Origin of the sequence: Methylobacter luteus IMV-B-3098 (genome assembly GCF_000427625.1) — a bacterium.
GTDB classification, from domain to species: Bacteria; Pseudomonadota; Gammaproteobacteria; order Methylococcales; family Methylomonadaceae; genus Methylobacter; species Methylobacter luteus.
The window spans coordinates 2002054-2016649 of the sequence record NZ_KE386569.1 but is presented as its reverse complement, the minus strand read 5'-3'; the positions used below and the strand labels follow the sequence as shown (position 1 = coordinate 2016649).

The following is a 14596-nucleotide window of genomic DNA, read 5'->3' as shown; positions in this document are numbered from 1 at the left end:
TTGTTTCTCTCCTTGAACTATCCGGCGGCTATCTGCGCCGGCCAATCATCAGTTTCACTTAGGAGGACAGTCTATGAAAAACATGCTCATTATGGCAGTTGCTTTGCTCATGCTCTCGGCCGCCACGACCAGTCCTGCAGACTCGGAAAATACCAATGGCTCAGAGCCGGGAAATGGCAATAGCTTCATTGGCTTATGGGAGGCGGTTGATCCCCGGGACGGGTCTCATCTGATCCTTTCGATTACGAGCAATGATGACGGCACAGTCAAACTGCTTGTTTATGATACGTTCTGGACTTTGTGTAATGGGGACAGAGGGATTGCCCAGGGCACGAGTGAAGTTTCGGCAGAGCAATCTTTAAAATCTGATGATTACGCCATTACCTGTTTTGAAACTGGCGATACCACGGTCGTGCCCATCGCTTTAACCAGAAATTCAGACGGCACTTTAGCACGGGTTGGCCCTGCGCCACTGACTCCGCTGATTATTTATCATCGAACCAGCAAATAACATTATCCGTAATTTGGTACTCGCCCATGCTTCATGTATATGAGGCATGGGGATTAGTCTGTCTCAGGAGGGCTAGCTATGAAAAACATAATCGTTATGGCTGTTGCTTTATTCATGCTCGCAGCCTCCATCATCAGTCGGGCGCAGGCGGGAGATGCCAGTAACTTCGTCGGCTTATGGGAGACAATTGATCCCGATGATGGCTCTCATCAGGTTCTCTCGATTACGCACAACGGTGACGGCGCATTCAAACTGCTCATTTATGACACATACTTCAATTCGTGTAATGGTGGCAGAGGTCTTGTTCAAGGCACAGGTAAAGTTTCGGCTGAAGGGACTTTAAAATCGGATGATTTCACCATTACCTGTTTTGAAAACGAGGATACCGAGACAGCATCCGTCATTTTTTCCAGAAATTCAGACGGCACTTTAACGCGGACCAGCACAGCGTCATTCTTTCCTTTGAAGATTTATCATCAAACCAGTAAGTGACAGCCTCTATAGTCGGAATTCTCCAAGCTATATAAACGCAGTACAGATAAGTAATGATGTGTCTCTCTCATTAGCGCTTCACTATAAAAACAGAACCCGAAATTGCTGTTTTCTGTTGAATTTCAGCAAGTTGAATAAGCCGTCGTACGAATAGTAATTGTCTTTAAAAAATGTAAATATTTTCAATTGCAAGGTTGTTTTTTATCTGTTTGAGACATACAGGATCGTGTCTGTCGTTGAAATCATGCAGCGCTATTGGAGCGCTGTTCAATCATCAGTTTCAATCAGGAGAACAGTCTATGAAAAACATACTTCTTATAGCGACAACCTTATTCATGCTTGCTACCTCCGTAATCAGTCGGGCCGAGATAGAAGATACCAGTACCTCAGGGTCAGGAAGTACCGATACCTCAACATCGGGAACTACCAATAGCTTCATTGGCTTATGGGAAGGGGTTGATCCCGAGGACGGGGCTCACATTATGATTTCGATTACAAACAATAATGGCGGCGCAGTAAAACTGCTCCTTTATGCCACATACATCACTATATGTAATGGCGGCAGAGGCATTACCCAAGGCACGGGCAATGTTTCGGCAGAAGGAGGATTAAAAGTGGATGAATTTGTCGTTACCTGTTTTGAAACCGACAAGACAGAGACACTTCCCGCCACTTTTACCCTAAATCCAGATGGCACTTTAACATGGGATCGCTCTGCAGAGCCCGCACCGCCTCCTCCGTCGATAATTTTTCATAAAACCAGCAGTTAATGTCGCTGTAGTCTTGTACCTGCCAGCGCTCCATGGATGCAGTGCTGGCAACAATCTCACTCAGGAGAACAGGCTATGAAAAACATACTTCTTAATGTACTGATGTTGCTCATGCTCGCAGCCTCCATGGCCGGTCGGGCACGGGCGGGAGAAGCCAATAGCTTCGTTGGTCTATGGGAGAGGGTCGAAACCACTGACGGGTCTCACGATATACTTTCGATTACGGATAATAGCGACGGCACATTCAAAGTGCTCCAGTATGCCACCTACTTCACTGTATGTAATGGCGGCAGAGGGGACTTTAACAGTGGATGATTTCACCGGTACCTGTTTTGAAACCGGCAAGACCGTGGCTGAGCCGCTTTTCACTTTTACCCTAAATTCAGACGGCACTGTAACGGAAGAGGAGTCCAATGATCCATCTGCTCCAAAGTCAGTTTGGCACCGCACCAGCAGCAAATAATGGCATCTGTTTTTGTGATCTATCCGTGCTTCGCGGACGCAACACGAAATGATGTAGCGAAAATGATGCTGACTTTGCTGAATAACGCGCGGAATAGAGCAAGCGCTCACATTTCAACATTGGTCAACTCTGCGCTCCACCCGATCCATGCAAGTAAGTTCGTTGACTTCTTCTGGCTTTCTGTCGGACACGGTCAAGTTAGTTTGTGCGTTAAGTTGTTATCCTGAATGCAATCATTCTCTGGAGGTTCATCATGGCTACTTACATTGTTCTCCTTAATTTCACCGAGCAGGGCATTCACAACATCAAAGACACTACCAAGCGGGCTGATTCCGTAAGAGAAATGGCGAAGAAGTTTGGAATCACTGCGAAGGATTTCTACTGGACGTTAGGGAGTTACGATGTCGTTAACGTATTCGAAGCGCCCGACGATACATCCATGGCGGCTCTTCTGGCAAGCCTCGGCACTTTGGGCAATGTTCGAACCCTGACATTACGGGCTTTTACCGAAGAAGACATGAATGGAATAATCGCAAAGCTGGGATAGGGCAAGCATACGGTGTGGGATCAGTTTCCATTCCGACTGGCTAATCCAGCGCTCCATCCTATCCGCGCCTGCAAGATTGCTCGGTTTTTTCAGGCTCCCGTCGGGCGCGGTTGGGTGAGCCTGCGCACCATCAATGTTTCAGCCGCTCCGGGTCCTGCTGAAACAAACCTGTCATTGTCTCGCCCCAGAATTCCTTTCAGAGGAAAGCAACAAGTGAACCCATGTCCCCGCGCCCGTTGCTTTCCTGACCTTTCATAGGAATCCGGACAGAATACGCCCTGGCATAAGCAGACCTTTGTCCCGAGATTCAGGCAGTTGAAAATATCTATATTGCCGGGCCTGGTCTCTGCCTGGAAAACCAAGCCGTCAAATCCATAGAACATGATCCACCGCAGGTAACAATACGCCACCAATTTTTGTTGAAACCTTTTAGCGACAGAGAAGTTCCAAAATAACAAGAAATGGCGGTGCGAACGCGTCATTAAAAGCAGAGGATTTTCAAATGTTCACACACTCCGAACAGTCTTACGAATATGAGGAGACACGCGAACTTGTCGCACTGGTGACTGACGCGGCAGAGTTGGTCCGCAGCAAAGGTGAAACGGCGTTTAGCGATTTCAGCGTCTCCGGCAGCCGCTGGCGACAGGAAGAAATCTACATCTTTGTGCTGGATCCTGAAGGGAACATGTTGGTTCATCCCGATCCAGAGTTGGAAGGCAAGAACGTGCTGGAATTGAAGGATATTAATGGAAAGCCGATCATCCGCGGACTTATCGATGCGGCAATGATGGTTCCCGACAAACCAACAGGCTGGTATCACTACCAATGGCCGGTGCCGGGCGGGATTCTGCCCCGCTGGAAAAGCACTTACGTGCGGCTGGTGACGGCGCCGTACGGTAAAGACTATGTGGTCGGCAGCGGCATGTACAACGACCGTATGGAACGGCCCTTTGTCGTGGATGCGGTGAAAAACGCCGTCGGACAGATCGAGCAGCATGGCACCGCGGCTTTTCCGCTCTTCTATGATCCGACCGGTCCTTTCATCGCCAAGGACGAGTATATTTTTGTGTACGACATGAATGGGTTCAATATCGTCCTCCCGGCATTTCCGAACCTGGAAGGGCGCGACCTTCTGGACCTGAAGGATACCCAGGGCAAGCAGTTGATCCGCGAGATGCTCGAGGTGATACAAACCAGTGGTTCCGGCTGGGTTGATTATATGTGGCCCAAGCCGGGGGAAAGCGTCTCTATGCAAAAGTCGGCTTATGTAACCAAGGCAAAGATGGGCGATCGATGGCTGCTGGTAGGCAGCGGCGTCTATTTGGCCGATGCGCCCAAGGCAGCCCCGGCCGCCAATACCATGACCGCGCCGGAACTGATGACACTGGTCCGGGACGGAGCGGCCGTCTTCGAAAAGCAGGGCGAGCAGGCTTATCCCGAGTTCCGCAAGCAGGGATCGAAGTGGTTCCATGATAATACCTATTTCTTTGTCTGGACGATGGACGGGACGCGGGTGTTTCATGCAGCGAACCCGGCCGGCGAAGGAGAAAATATGCGCGGCATGAAGGATATTCTGGGAAGACCCATCGACCAGATGGTTTTCAGTGCGATTGGTGGTTTGTCAAAGAGCGTTGAAAATTTTCCAGTAAAGAGCGTCGAAAAGTTTCCAGTCGTGTTGTAGGGTTATCGGCCTTCAGCCGCCTTTTTTCGCTGCTTGAACCGATAGGAATCATTACCTGTTTCCAGAATATCGCAGTGATGAGTAATTCGATCCAACAGGGCCGTGGTCATCTTGGCATCACCGAACACCTGCACCCATTCGGCGAAGTTCAGATTAGTGGTGATGATCAGCGAGGTTTTCTCGTACAGCTGACTGATCAGATGAAACAGCAAAGCGCCACCCGATGCCGGGAACGGCAGATAGCCCAGTTCATCGAGAATGACTGCATCACTATGCGTTAACCGCTTGGCCAGAGTGCCGGCCTTGCCCAACTGCTTTTCCTTGTCCAGTTGATTGACCAGATCGACAGCGTTGTAAAAACGCACGCGTTTGCCCTGGTGAATGGCTGCTACGCCCAGGGCGGTCGCCAGATGGGTTTTACCGGTGCCGGTTCCGCCCACCAGTATCAGGTTGGTGACCTGCTCCATGAAGCCGGCCGTTGCCAACTGCTCAATCCGCGCTTGCTCCAAAGGCGTTTCCTGCCAATCAAAGCTCATCAGATCACGGTGATGAGGAAAGCGCGCGGCTTTAAGCTGATAACTTAGGCTGCGGGCCTGTCGGTCAGCCTGTTCCGCTTCAATCAGGCGATCCAGCCAAACTTCCGGCATGACGGGCTTTTGCTGACCACTGTATTCGGCTTGCCACTCGCTCCAGGCCGCAGCCATGCCATAGAGATGAAGATCCTTTAGGCGCATTGCACGATCAATGGACATGGCGTGAACTCCGCAAGGTATCGTAGCGGCTGCAATCAGCTACCGGCTCCAGGGCCAATGTCGGCGTGGATGGCGATGTGTCAGTCAACGGTTTAGGCCTAGCTGCATCAGTTAACCGGCGCATTTCATTGAGCACAATCGCGGCGCTGATGATCCCGGTTTGCAAGGTCAGGTCGCACGCCACTTCCAGTGTCTCCAGGCCATCATCGCCTAATGACCTGGCCATCAGCAACAGATCGACAAACGCGCGATCACCTTGGTCTTGTTTGAGAATGCGGTCCCGGACCACTTTAACCGGTGCCGGCAGATCCCAGGCCTGAAACGGCGCACCATGCCGCAGTGCTCCCGGCTTTTTCTCTAATACCGGCAGGTAATGCCAGGGATCACAGACCAGCTGATCACGGCCAAAACGACGGATATGTTCGGCAATGACCTGACCTTCGGCCACCAGGCGCACACGATCGGCCGTTAAGCGCACTGACACCACCGCATTAGCCCATTGGGCCGGCACGCTGTAGCGATTACGGTCAATACGTATCAGGCACAACTGTGAGACCCGCCGTACCTCTTCCACGTAGCCATCAAAGCTGGCCTTGACTGGCATTAACAGCGGCTGTTCTTCGGCAAAGCAATCGGCGATAGTGCGTGAAGGTTGTTCGGGATGGGGCCGTCCCGCCAATTCCCGACAGCGTAGCGCCAGCCAGGCATTCAGGCTGGTAAAATCGGCGAATTTGGCCAAGGGCGTAAACAGCCACTCCCGGATATTACCCACCTGATTTTCCACTTGGCCTTTTTCCCAGCCCGATGCCGGCGTGCAGGCCACCGGCTCAAACAGATAGTGATTGGCCAAGGCCAGAAAACGGCGATTAAAGCGACGCTCCTTGCCGACAAAGATCGCGTCAACAACAGCCTTCAGATTATCGTAGATCATGCGTTTTGGTACGCCACCGAAGTAAGCGAACGCCTGGCGGTGTGCATCCAGCACCATCTCCTGGGTTTCTCGCGGATAGGCGACCACGAACATCTGCCGGCTGTAGGCCAGGCGAAAGTGAGCCACTTTAATGGTCTGCGTCACACCGCCGAGCTCGACGGTTTCCTGGCTCCAATCAAACTGGCAGGTCTCGCCCGCCGGAAAGGCTAACGGTACAAAGGCTTGTTTGACGGCGGGACTGCTGACTTGCTGTTTCTTCCAACGCCTTACATGGCGTTGTACGGCCGTATAAGAGCCGCGGTACCCCTCAACCTGGAGACACTCATACAGTCGGCGGGCAGTCCGTCTCTGTTTACGCGGCAAAACCGCTTCCTGCTCCAACCAGGTGTCCAGTTGGTCATGGAATGAGCCCAGCTTGGGATAAGGCTGATGTTGGCGCTGATAAACCGGCGCTTCAAGCGTCTTGAGATGCTTGCGGATGGTGGGGCGGGAGAGCTTAAAGGTCTTCGCCAGAGAACTGATGCTTTCTTTACCTACATGATGACGCCGTCTGAGTTCGGCAATAAGGTCCATTTCTAACACTCCAGGATGCTCCGGTCAAAAACCGGTCATTAAATAACCTGGGGTGGAAACTTTTCAACGCTCTTTTCCCCAGGGCCCTGGAAAGTTTTGCACGCTTTTTAACAAGCGTGGATAGCATAACTACTGAGACAATTGAAAAAATAGCCGCCTATTTTAAAATCGAACCCTACCGTTTGCTGATCCCTAATATGCCTATTGAAGAATTGCTGGATAACAAGATTGAACAGATTATCAAGTGTTATACAAAATCTGTAGAAGAAGGGCGAGAGAATATCAAGCGTATAGCTGAAATGGAAGCTAGATATAACCTGAGTTCGGGATAAAAAAGGGAGCAGGTTCTTGTTATAAAAGAGAAAATAAGTTTTCGACGCTAACTTTCTCCGAACAAAAACCTGCCTTTATGAAATTAACACACTTATTCTGCGATGTGGACGATTTTTGCCAAACCTTTATAGCGGACTGGCAAAAAAATCAATTAACCCAAGGTAAGAAGAAACGCCATCGTCTCCATCGGATGAGTGATAGCGAGATGATCACGATTTTAGTGGCTTACCATCAAGCCGGTTTTCGAACCTTCAAATGGTTTTATCTGAGGCATGTGCAGCGCTATTGGCGAGCTGAGTTTCCTAATCTGCTAAGCTATAATCGCTTTATCGAGCTGATGCCAAAACTGTTGGCGCCGCTCACCGCCTTTATGGCCAGTCGCCGAGGCGCTTCGGCAGGTATTGCCTTTATTGATTCAACACCGCTGGGCGTGTGCGAGAATATCCGTATTCCCCGGCACAAAACCTTCACCCAGGAAGCCGGGCGCGGCAAATCGTCGACCGGCTGGTTTTATGGCTTCAAATTGCATCTGATCGTCAATGACCAGGGCGAGATTCTGTCATTTTGCATCACACCGGGCAATGTCGATGATCGCAAACCAGTCCCCGATCTGGTGAAATCATTGACGGGAAAGCTGTTTGGCGACCGGGGCTATATTTCCAGGAAGTTAACTGACTTATTGGCCCATCAGAATGTCACGCTGATTACTACGCTGAAGAAAAACATGAAGCCGCAAGTGATGGATGTGTTTGACAAATGTTTGCTGCGCAAGCGTAGCATCATTGAAACGATCAATGATCAACTCAAGAATATTGGCGATCTTGAACACTCGCGGCATCGTTCTTTGAGCAACTATTTGTCCAATATCATCGCTTGTCTGGTGGCCTATACCTATCAGGAGAAAAAGCCGGCTCTCAATTTGCGCGATGTCGATTGGTTGCCTTTTATTTCGAATGCTTAAACCGAACTGAGGTTAGATATAGTGATCTATAGCAACGTTGAAATGTAAAATTTTGAACTTGATCTGATGTTTTCATTTTGCTGCCCAACTAGTGATTAAATAACTTTTTTAGATCATCTTTGTTTAGAAATAAAAATGAAATTGAAACTCCACTTCTAATATCGGAGCGTTCGACATGTCTTGTACGTTCCATATTATTTGATCCCCATCAGGCAGCGCGCCATATTCTAATTCCTTAACCGTAAAAAGCATTTGACTAGGTAGCCGTTTTGATTGCAAATTTACTAGCAGTTGGTTAAAAACTTCTGTTTTCAAAGCTACTGATGCAATGCAAGTCTCTTCTCTATACTCAGATTCTTGATAATATTTGAGAAATCCAATGGCTCCTTGCTGAACAGCGTTTTCGTTGTAGGACTCAGTATGATAAAAGCAAACTTCCCATTTTGATTTTTTTAGGCTTTCATTGCTGTGGGTAAGAACATCGTCATTTAATTTTACATCCATGCTTATTGTTCCAACTGATACGATTGACTGTTGCTGCTGACGGAAGCTATGTATGGCAGAAATCGGAACGAGAGAAATGATCGTAGAATTCATGTTCTTATTATTAGTAATGATGGGCGTAAATTTAGGTGCATAGTGAAGCGGCAGCCAGACAAAATCAAGCAATCGAAACTTAAAATTATATAACTACTTTTCGCCTTAGTTTTTAAACTATAAACACACGATCAATCAAGGCTGGCTATATGGTGGCCTTTTTTGTGTATGGGGATCAAGAAAAGCAGAGCCACAACAGAAAAATGCAGTAAGTTTTACAGTAACTTTTAATTATTATTTTTTTATTCCTCTGATAATAAGGCTTTCAATAGCACTTCCAGCTCCGGATAGGCGCCAAAGGCGCAATCCCTTAACACGCCGTGTTTGTCGACCAGAATATGCGAGGGCGTGCCTTTCAGGTCGAAACGCTCAAACGTCTCCGCCCGGTAGGTCAGGGATTGAAAATAGTGCTGTGCTCGCTTGCGGATTTGCTGTTGATGCGCTTCCGGCTGCTGATCGAAGTCGGGCACGCGCGCCCTGATAAAGGACAGGATGTCATCGTCGGTCATATTGTCCCCGCGCTTGTTCAGACGATCCATGGCCAGCGGGAAAGGGATGCGATAGGGCAGGCGACCGTCGATCAGCTCGCCGCGCTGGCTTAGCGCGAGCAGCGTCTCGCCGACAACTTCGCCTTTTTCGGCCAACCGAACCAGATTGTTCAGATTGTTTTTATCGAAGTCCTCAAACGCCGTCGCCACGCCCAGGACCGACAACCCTTGGTCCGCATAGCGTTGATGCAGGGAGATAGCTTGCGGCAGGGCATATAAAAAACAGCCCGGACAGTTGACCTGAAAGACTTCCACCAGCACGACCCGGCCCGGTAACAGATCGAAATTGGCCGGCTCGCCCTGAACCCAGTCGGAAACCGATAACAGCGGCGCTGGCTGGCCTATTTGTGCGGTCATTTTCGCTCTCCCGTAAAACTGAATAGTTTGTAGGGGCGATTTTAGTCGCCCTCATACATGAAGCTGGAGTAAATGAAATATTATACTGCCGCCAGGGTTTGCGGCATAAGAACGCTTCAGTATTAGACGATCGGGGAGAGCCGTTTTACATTTGCGATTGCAGGTAATTCTGCAACCCGACCTTGCCGATCAGTTCAAGCTGGGTTTCCAGCCAGTCGACATGCTCTTCCTCGCTTTCGAGGATGTGTTCGAAAATTTCCCTGGAGATATAGTCTTTAACGCTTTCGCAGTAGGCAATTGCTTCCCGGAGCAAGGGTATGGCGTTGTGTTCCAGTTTCAAGTCGCATTCAAGCATTTCCTGGGGATTCTCGCCGATCAATATCTTGTCGAGACTTTGCAGGTTGGGCAGGCCTTCCAGAAACAGGATGCGTTCGATCAATCGGTCGGCGTGCTTCATTTCGTCGATGGACTCGTGATAGACCTTCTCGTTCAGTTTTTGAAAACCCCAGTTTTTATACATGCGGGCATGTAAAAAATACTGATTAATGGCGGTCAGCTCATTAGTCAATGCCTTATTGAGAAACTCGATAACCTGGCTATCTCCTTGCATGCTACACCTCTGGTTTTTCTAATACGCGTTAAGAATGGGTTCGTTTGATGCTGCTTGCATTATAGATTGCTGCCGACGGTTTCCGTCAAGCAGTTCCTTGATCTGTTTATTGCATTTTCCGCAATTTCTGCCGACACCGAGGCAATCGAATATCTGTTTGCGCGTGCAAACGCCATTATCAATCGCGTTTTTTATCTGGGAATCAGTAACTGCTTTGCAAACACATACGTACATAAAGGGATCTCCTGTAGAGTAATCTTTTGCAAATGATAACAATTCTCATTTGAAACATAAAGCAGTTTTTGCAATAATTATTCGTAAGGCCGTTTTCGTCTGCAGTTTCGAAGCTCCTCATGCCGGGTTTATCAACCCGGCCTACCGCAAATCCTGAGTCAGCAAAGTCGCGTTGCCGCCGATCGCGGCGGTATTGGTCGTCACGGTCTGTTCCACAACAAAGCGGCGCAAATAATCGGGGCCGCCGGCCTTGGGACCTGTGCCGGAAAGGCGCATGCCGCCGAAAGGCTGCACGCCGACAACCGCGCCGATCATGTTGCGGTTGACATAAATATTGCCGACCTTAACGCCTTGCCGGATTTTTTCGGCCGTCGTTTCAATCCGGCTGTGTATGCCCAGCGTCAGGCCGTAACCGGTGGCATTGACGGCGGCGATCACCTGGTCGAGATCGGCGGCCCGGTAACGGATCAGGTGCAGGATCGGGCCGAAGACCTCCTGGGTCAGCTGCGACAGCGATTCGATCTCAAACAGGCTGGGCGCGAAAAAGCTGCCGTGCTTTAACTCATCATTCATGGGCAGTTGATAGAGCAGTTTCGCCTGTTGCTTCATCATTTCAAGATGCGCCGTCAGCGGCGCCAGCGCGGCATGGTCGATCACGGGGCCGATGTCGGTCGAGGTCAGACCGGGGTTGCCCAGCGACAATTCCTGCATGGCGCCGGTTAGCATGGCGATGGTTTTATCGGCAATTTCCTCTTGCACAAACAGCGCGCGCAGGGCCGAGCAGCGCTGGCCGGCGCTGTTGAATGCAGACAGCATGGCGTCCTGCACCAATTGCTCCGGCAGGGCCGAGCTGTCGGCGATCAGGACATTCTGGCCGCCGGTTTCGGCGATAATCGGCACGATGGCCTGATGGTGCTCGGCCAACTGCTGGTTGATAAACCGCGCCGTGGCCGTCGAGCCCGTGAAGGCGATGCCGGCCACCTGCGGATTGGGCAGGACATGTTGGCCGGTCGTGCGCCCATCGGCCGGCAGGAATTGCAGTACCGATTCGGGAACGCCGGCCTGATGCAGCAGGCGCACGCAGTGCATGGCCGTCAGTGCGGTCTGGCTGGCCGGTTTGGCGATGACGGTATTGCCGGCCGCGAGCGCGGCAACGACCTGGCCGGTAAAAATAGCAATCGGAAAATTCCACGGGCTGATGCAGACATAAACGCCTCGGCCATAGTAATGAAGCCGGTTGTCTTCGCCGACAGGGCCGGGCAGGCGGATAGGTTCGCCAAATAATTCGAGCGCCGATTGCGCATAATAGCGGCAGAAATCGACCGCCTCCCTGACTTCTGACAGGGCATCCCTGATCGTGCGGCCGCCTTCGCGGATACACAGCGAAACCAGTTCCAGGCGGTGCTGTTCGAACAGATCGGCGGCCCGCTTCAGGCAGGCGGCGCGCGTTTCGACAGGACAAAGACGCCAATCATTAAAGGCTTCGGCGGCGCCTGCCAGGGCCTGTTCGATCGTCTCCTGCCCGGCATGGCTGACCGTGCCTACCGCCTGCCGATTGTCCCACGGATTGACGATGATCTGTTCCTGGCCCGGGCAAGGCTGGCCGTCGACCAGCGGCACGGCTGTCCATTGCCGGTCGGCCAGGGCGTTCAGATCCTGCTGCAATTGATTCAACACCTCGGGATCGGCCAGATTGACGCCGCTCGAATTAAGCCGTTTTTCGCCATAAATATCGCGCGGCAGGACTATCGGTGATTTCAGTTCAGTCGCCTTTACCGTTGCCACGGGATCACAGATCAATTCCGTCACGCTGATGTCGGGGTGATCGATCTGGTTGACGAAAGAGGTATTGGCGCCGTTCTCCAGCAGGCGTCTGACCAGATAAGGCAGCAGTTCATGATAATGCCCGACCGGCGCATAGATGCGGCAGGGGATTTGCCAGCCCTGATGTTCCATGATTTCGTCATAAAGCGCCTCGCCCATGCCGTGCAGGCGCTGGAATTCATAGCCCGGATGTTGCCTGCCCATCTGATGGACGGCGGCGAGCGTGTGCGCGTTATGGCTGGCGAACTGAGGATAAAACGCCTCGGGCCGCGACAGCATGAATTGCGCGCAGGCCAGATAAGAGACGTCGGTCGCCGATTTATGGGTGAACACGGGGTAATCGCTGAGGCCGTTTTCCTGAGCCCGTTTGATCTCACTGTCCCAGTAGGCGCCTTTGACGAGCCGCAACGGAATCTTGCACTGCCGGGATTCGGCCAGCGCAGCCAGCCAGCGGATGACGGGCAGAGCGCGTTTTTGGTACGCCTGCACGGCCAGACCCAGGCCCGGCCAGCCGTTCAGTTGCGCCAGCACGGCGGCAAAGATCGTCAGGGACATATCCAGGCGCTCGGATTCCTCGGCATCCACGGTCAGAGAAATATTGGCCGCGCGCGCATGATTGGCCAGATGCAGCAGCCTGTCCGTGAGCTCCTTGACGGCGCGCACCTGTTGCAGCGGCTCATAGCGCGGGCACAGCGCCGATAATTTGACCGAAATGCCCGGATTGGCATAAATATCATCATTATGGGCATGCCCGGCCAGCGTGGCGATAGCCTTGGCGTATGACTGGAAATAACGCTCGGCATCGGCCGCCGTCAGCGCCGCCTCGCCCAGCATGTCGAACGAATAGCGGTAGGCGGGCTGCTGCTCGCCGCGCACAACGGCTTGTTCGATCGAATCGGCAATCACGAATTGCAGGGCCATATACTGCATGGCCTGATTCAGCGCGCTGCGAATGAGCGGCGCGCCCATTCTGGACAGCAATTGTTCGAAGACCGGAAACCAGTGCTGCGGCGATGGCGCCGCCAATTCTTCAAATTGCCGCGTAAGCAGCAAGGCGCGCGTCGATAGATTGACCCAGAAAGAGTCGCTGTGCTGGACATGGCGCTGCCAATCGGCTACGGTCAGCTTTTCCTGCAAAAACAGGTCCTGCGTCTGGCGGTCAGGAATGCGCAGCAGGGCTTCGGCGATGCCCATCAGCACAATGCCTTCCTGGGAGTTGAGCTGGTATTCGTGCAGGAAGGCTTCGATCGCGCTGTGCCGCTGCGCCCGGGTCCTGACCGCGGTCACCAGTGTTTCGGCGGATGCGCCGGCGGCAGCTGCATCATAGGTCAAAAGATCGGTCGACAGCGCCGCGATGATGTCTTTCTCATCGGTCAGATAAGCCTGACTGATCGCCGTGCGTAAGGTAGTTGTTGATGTTTCTGCCATGCGGGTTCCACCCATAAAATCATGAACTTTTTGCCGAATTTTAGACTAAATACATAAGTGATATTTCAAAATATATTGAATGAAAGGTTTTCGACAGCTAAATCAATTATCCTGATAACAGGGCAGGAACAGAGACGGCGTTGTTGACAGTGCCGGGCTTATGAGCCGGCAAATCCGCTGATTAAACCAAACTAAAAGAAAAACTGATGAAATTGAATCTGGAAAAACTAAATGGCTATAGCGTGCTGTTCATTCAAGTTGAAAGGATAGATGCGCATAACTCAGGGGACCTGAAGGAATATATTCTGGATATGATAGAGCAGGGAGAGGTAAATATTATCGTTCAGCTGGAGCGCGTGCGCTTTATCGACAGCTCCGGTCTGGGCGCCTTATTGTCCGGCTATAAAAACACGGCCGCCCGGTCCGGCAAGCTGGCTTTGTCCAATTTGCAGCCGCAAGTGCTGTCGATGTTTGAACTGACCCGCTTAAACCGGGTTTTTGAAATTTATGCCGATTTAGATGAGGCATTTGCAAGTGAGTCGTAGAGGGCCGTATGTGCAGTTCGGATATTCAGGTTGACTTAATCATTCCGACAAAGACCAAATATCTGGATTTGATCGGCAGTATAGGCGAGCGTATAGGCAAGGATCTGGAAACTTTTACCGGTGACCGAGAGGCGCTGGCCTACCACTTGAACCTGGTGCTGACAGAGGCGACCATCAATGCGATCAAGCATGCCAATTACGATAATCCTGAAGATACTGTCCGCATAGTGATTCAAATTCAGGAAAACGCCGTCATTATCAAGGTTTACGATCACGGCCAGGGGTTTGATCTCGAATCCGTTCCGTTGCCGGACTTTGAGCACCTCAAGGAAAACGGCATGGGCCTCTTTTTTATCAAGTCCTTGATGGATTCGGTGACCTACACCAGGCAAAATGGTTGCAACGTGCTAGAGATTATTAAATACCTGAAATGAGAGTG

The 14596-nt window shown here is 51.3% G+C and carries 17 protein-coding genes; 10 read left to right on the top strand and 7 right to left on the bottom strand.

Translation table 11 applies throughout. The features are described from left to right. Positions 1-73 precede the first annotated feature (73 nt). The 6 genes from METLU_RS0111250 to METLU_RS25190 all read left to right on the top strand — a co-directional run bounded on the left by METLU_RS0111250 (position 74) and on the right by METLU_RS25190 (position 4464). Positions 74-511 (top strand): hypothetical protein, encoded by a 438-nt coding sequence (locus tag METLU_RS0111250; protein ID WP_027158290.1) that lies wholly within the window; start codon positions 74-76, stop codon positions 509-511. Between the two features lie 78 nt (positions 512-589). After that, positions 590-1003, top strand: coding sequence for a DUF2147 domain-containing protein (locus METLU_RS0111245; RefSeq protein ID WP_027158289.1), 414 nt, complete (start codon positions 590-592; stop codon positions 1001-1003). Positions 1004-1302: 299 nt separating this feature from the next. Continuing rightward, positions 1303-1773, top strand: a complete 471-nt coding sequence (locus METLU_RS0111240; protein ID WP_027158288.1) for a hypothetical protein — start codon at positions 1303-1305, stop codon at positions 1771-1773. 259 nt (positions 1774-2032) lie between these two features. Next, positions 2033-2236, top strand: a complete 204-nt coding sequence (locus METLU_RS27915; protein WP_155920540.1) for a hypothetical protein — start codon at positions 2033-2035, stop codon at positions 2234-2236. Positions 2237-2489: 253 nt separating this feature from the next. Then, positions 2490-2783: a GYD domain-containing protein gene (locus METLU_RS0111220; RefSeq protein WP_027158285.1), complete on the top strand. Its 294-nt coding sequence runs from the start codon at positions 2490-2492 to the stop codon at positions 2781-2783. Positions 2784-3285: 502 nt separating this feature from the next. Next, entirely contained in the window at positions 3286-4464 is a 1179-nt protein-coding gene (locus tag METLU_RS25190; protein ID WP_051299881.1) for a cache domain-containing protein, read from the top strand. Positions 4465-4466: 2 nt separating this feature from the next. Here the strand turns inward: METLU_RS25190 and istB are convergent, their stop codons facing one another. Both istB and istA read right to left on the bottom strand, forming a co-directional pair. Next, positions 4467-5216: an IS21-like element helper ATPase IstB gene (istB, locus tag METLU_RS0111210; protein ID WP_027157895.1), complete on the bottom strand. Its 750-nt coding sequence runs from the start codon at positions 5214-5216 to the stop codon at positions 4467-4469. After that, a complete protein-coding gene (istA, locus tag METLU_RS0111205; RefSeq protein ID WP_027158284.1) occupies positions 5206-6720 on the bottom strand; it encodes an IS21 family transposase in 1515 nt (504 codons plus the stop codon). Before istA ends, istB begins: the two co-directional genes overlap by 11 nt. A gap of 116 nt (positions 6721-6836) precedes the next feature. Here istA and METLU_RS25185 point away from each other — a divergent pair, with 116 nt between their 5' ends. Continuing rightward, on the top strand, positions 6837-7052 hold the full coding sequence (locus METLU_RS25185) for a hypothetical protein (RefSeq protein WP_036243050.1): 216 nt from the start codon (positions 6837-6839) through the stop codon (positions 7050-7052). Positions 7053-7129: 77 nt separating this feature from the next. Continuing rightward, the gene (locus METLU_RS0111195; RefSeq protein WP_027156585.1) at positions 7130-8014 is read left to right on the top strand and encodes an IS982 family transposase; all 885 of its coding nucleotides are present in this window, start codon (positions 7130-7132) and stop codon (positions 8012-8014) included. Positions 8015-8137: 123 nt separating this feature from the next. On the opposite strand, the gene METLU_RS0111190 is transcribed toward METLU_RS0111195, so the two are convergent. The 5 genes from METLU_RS0111190 to putA all read right to left on the bottom strand — a co-directional run bounded on the left by METLU_RS0111190 (position 8138) and on the right by putA (position 13612). Then, positions 8138-8611, bottom strand: coding sequence for a hypothetical protein (locus METLU_RS0111190; RefSeq protein WP_155920539.1), 474 nt, complete (start codon positions 8609-8611; stop codon positions 8138-8140). Between the two features lie 242 nt (positions 8612-8853). After that, a complete protein-coding gene (locus METLU_RS0111185; protein WP_027158282.1) occupies positions 8854-9516 on the bottom strand; it encodes a peroxiredoxin family protein in 663 nt (220 codons plus the stop codon). 145 nt (positions 9517-9661) lie between these two features. Further along, the gene (gene bfr, locus METLU_RS0111180; protein ID WP_027158281.1) at positions 9662-10126 is read right to left on the bottom strand and encodes a bacterioferritin; all 465 of its coding nucleotides are present in this window, start codon (positions 10124-10126) and stop codon (positions 9662-9664) included. 18 nt (positions 10127-10144) lie between these two features. Beyond that, positions 10145-10360, bottom strand: a complete 216-nt coding sequence (locus METLU_RS0111175) for a (2Fe-2S)-binding protein (protein ID WP_027158280.1) — start codon at positions 10358-10360, stop codon at positions 10145-10147. 141 nt (positions 10361-10501) lie between these two features. Beyond that, positions 10502-13612 (bottom strand): bifunctional proline dehydrogenase/L-glutamate gamma-semialdehyde dehydrogenase PutA, encoded by a 3111-nt coding sequence (gene putA / locus METLU_RS0111170; protein ID WP_027158279.1) that lies wholly within the window; start codon positions 13610-13612, stop codon positions 10502-10504. Positions 13613-13818: 206 nt separating this feature from the next. Between putA and METLU_RS0111165 the strand changes: the two genes are divergently transcribed. Both METLU_RS0111165 and METLU_RS0111160 read left to right on the top strand, forming a co-directional pair. After that, on the top strand, positions 13819-14157 hold the full coding sequence (locus METLU_RS0111165; RefSeq protein ID WP_027158278.1) for an STAS domain-containing protein: 339 nt from the start codon (positions 13819-13821) through the stop codon (positions 14155-14157). Between the two features lie 8 nt (positions 14158-14165). Further along, positions 14166-14591: an ATP-binding protein gene (locus METLU_RS0111160; RefSeq protein ID WP_027158277.1), complete on the top strand. Its 426-nt coding sequence runs from the start codon at positions 14166-14168 to the stop codon at positions 14589-14591. Positions 14592-14596 lie beyond the last annotated feature (5 nt).

Excerpts from the sequence above, each read along its gene's own strand:
- METLU_RS0111250 (WP_027158290.1), top strand. The coding sequence starts at position 74 with ATGAAAAACATGCTCATTATGGCAGTTGCTTTGCTCATGCTCTCGGCC.
- METLU_RS0111245 (WP_027158289.1), top strand. The coding sequence starts at position 590 with ATGAAAAACATAATCGTTATGGCTGTTGCTTTATTCATGCTCGCAGCC.
- METLU_RS0111240 (WP_027158288.1), top strand. The coding sequence starts at position 1,303 with ATGAAAAACATACTTCTTATAGCGACAACCTTATTCATGCTTGCTACC.
- METLU_RS27915 (WP_155920540.1), top strand. The coding sequence starts at position 2,033 with ATGCCACCTACTTCACTGTATGTAATGGCGGCAGAGGGGACTTTAACA.
- METLU_RS0111220 (WP_027158285.1), top strand. The coding sequence starts at position 2,490 with ATGGCTACTTACATTGTTCTCCTTAATTTCACCGAGCAGGGCATTCAC.
- METLU_RS25190 (WP_051299881.1), top strand. The coding sequence starts at position 3,286 with ATGTTCACACACTCCGAACAGTCTTACGAATATGAGGAGACACGCGAA.
- istB (WP_027157895.1), bottom strand. The coding sequence starts at position 5,216 with ATGTCCATTGATCGTGCAATGCGCCTAAAGGATCTTCATCTCTATGGC.
- istA (WP_027158284.1), bottom strand. The coding sequence starts at position 6,720 with ATGGACCTTATTGCCGAACTCAGACGGCGTCATCATGTAGGTAAAGAA.
- METLU_RS0111195 (WP_027156585.1), top strand. The coding sequence starts at position 7,130 with ATGAAATTAACACACTTATTCTGCGATGTGGACGATTTTTGCCAAACC.
- METLU_RS0111190 (WP_155920539.1), bottom strand. The coding sequence starts at position 8,611 with ATGAATTCTACGATCATTTCTCTCGTTCCGATTTCTGCCATACATAGC.
- METLU_RS0111185 (WP_027158282.1), bottom strand. The coding sequence starts at position 9,516 with ATGACCGCACAAATAGGCCAGCCAGCGCCGCTGTTATCGGTTTCCGAC.
- bfr (WP_027158281.1), bottom strand. The coding sequence starts at position 10,126 with ATGCAAGGAGATAGCCAGGTTATCGAGTTTCTCAATAAGGCATTGACT.
- METLU_RS0111175 (WP_027158280.1), bottom strand. The coding sequence starts at position 10,360 with ATGTACGTATGTGTTTGCAAAGCAGTTACTGATTCCCAGATAAAAAAC.
- putA (WP_027158279.1), bottom strand. The coding sequence starts at position 13,612 with ATGGCAGAAACATCAACAACTACCTTACGCACGGCGATCAGTCAGGCT.
- METLU_RS0111165 (WP_027158278.1), top strand. The coding sequence starts at position 13,819 with ATGAAATTGAATCTGGAAAAACTAAATGGCTATAGCGTGCTGTTCATT.
- METLU_RS0111160 (WP_027158277.1), top strand. The coding sequence starts at position 14,166 with ATGTGCAGTTCGGATATTCAGGTTGACTTAATCATTCCGACAAAGACC.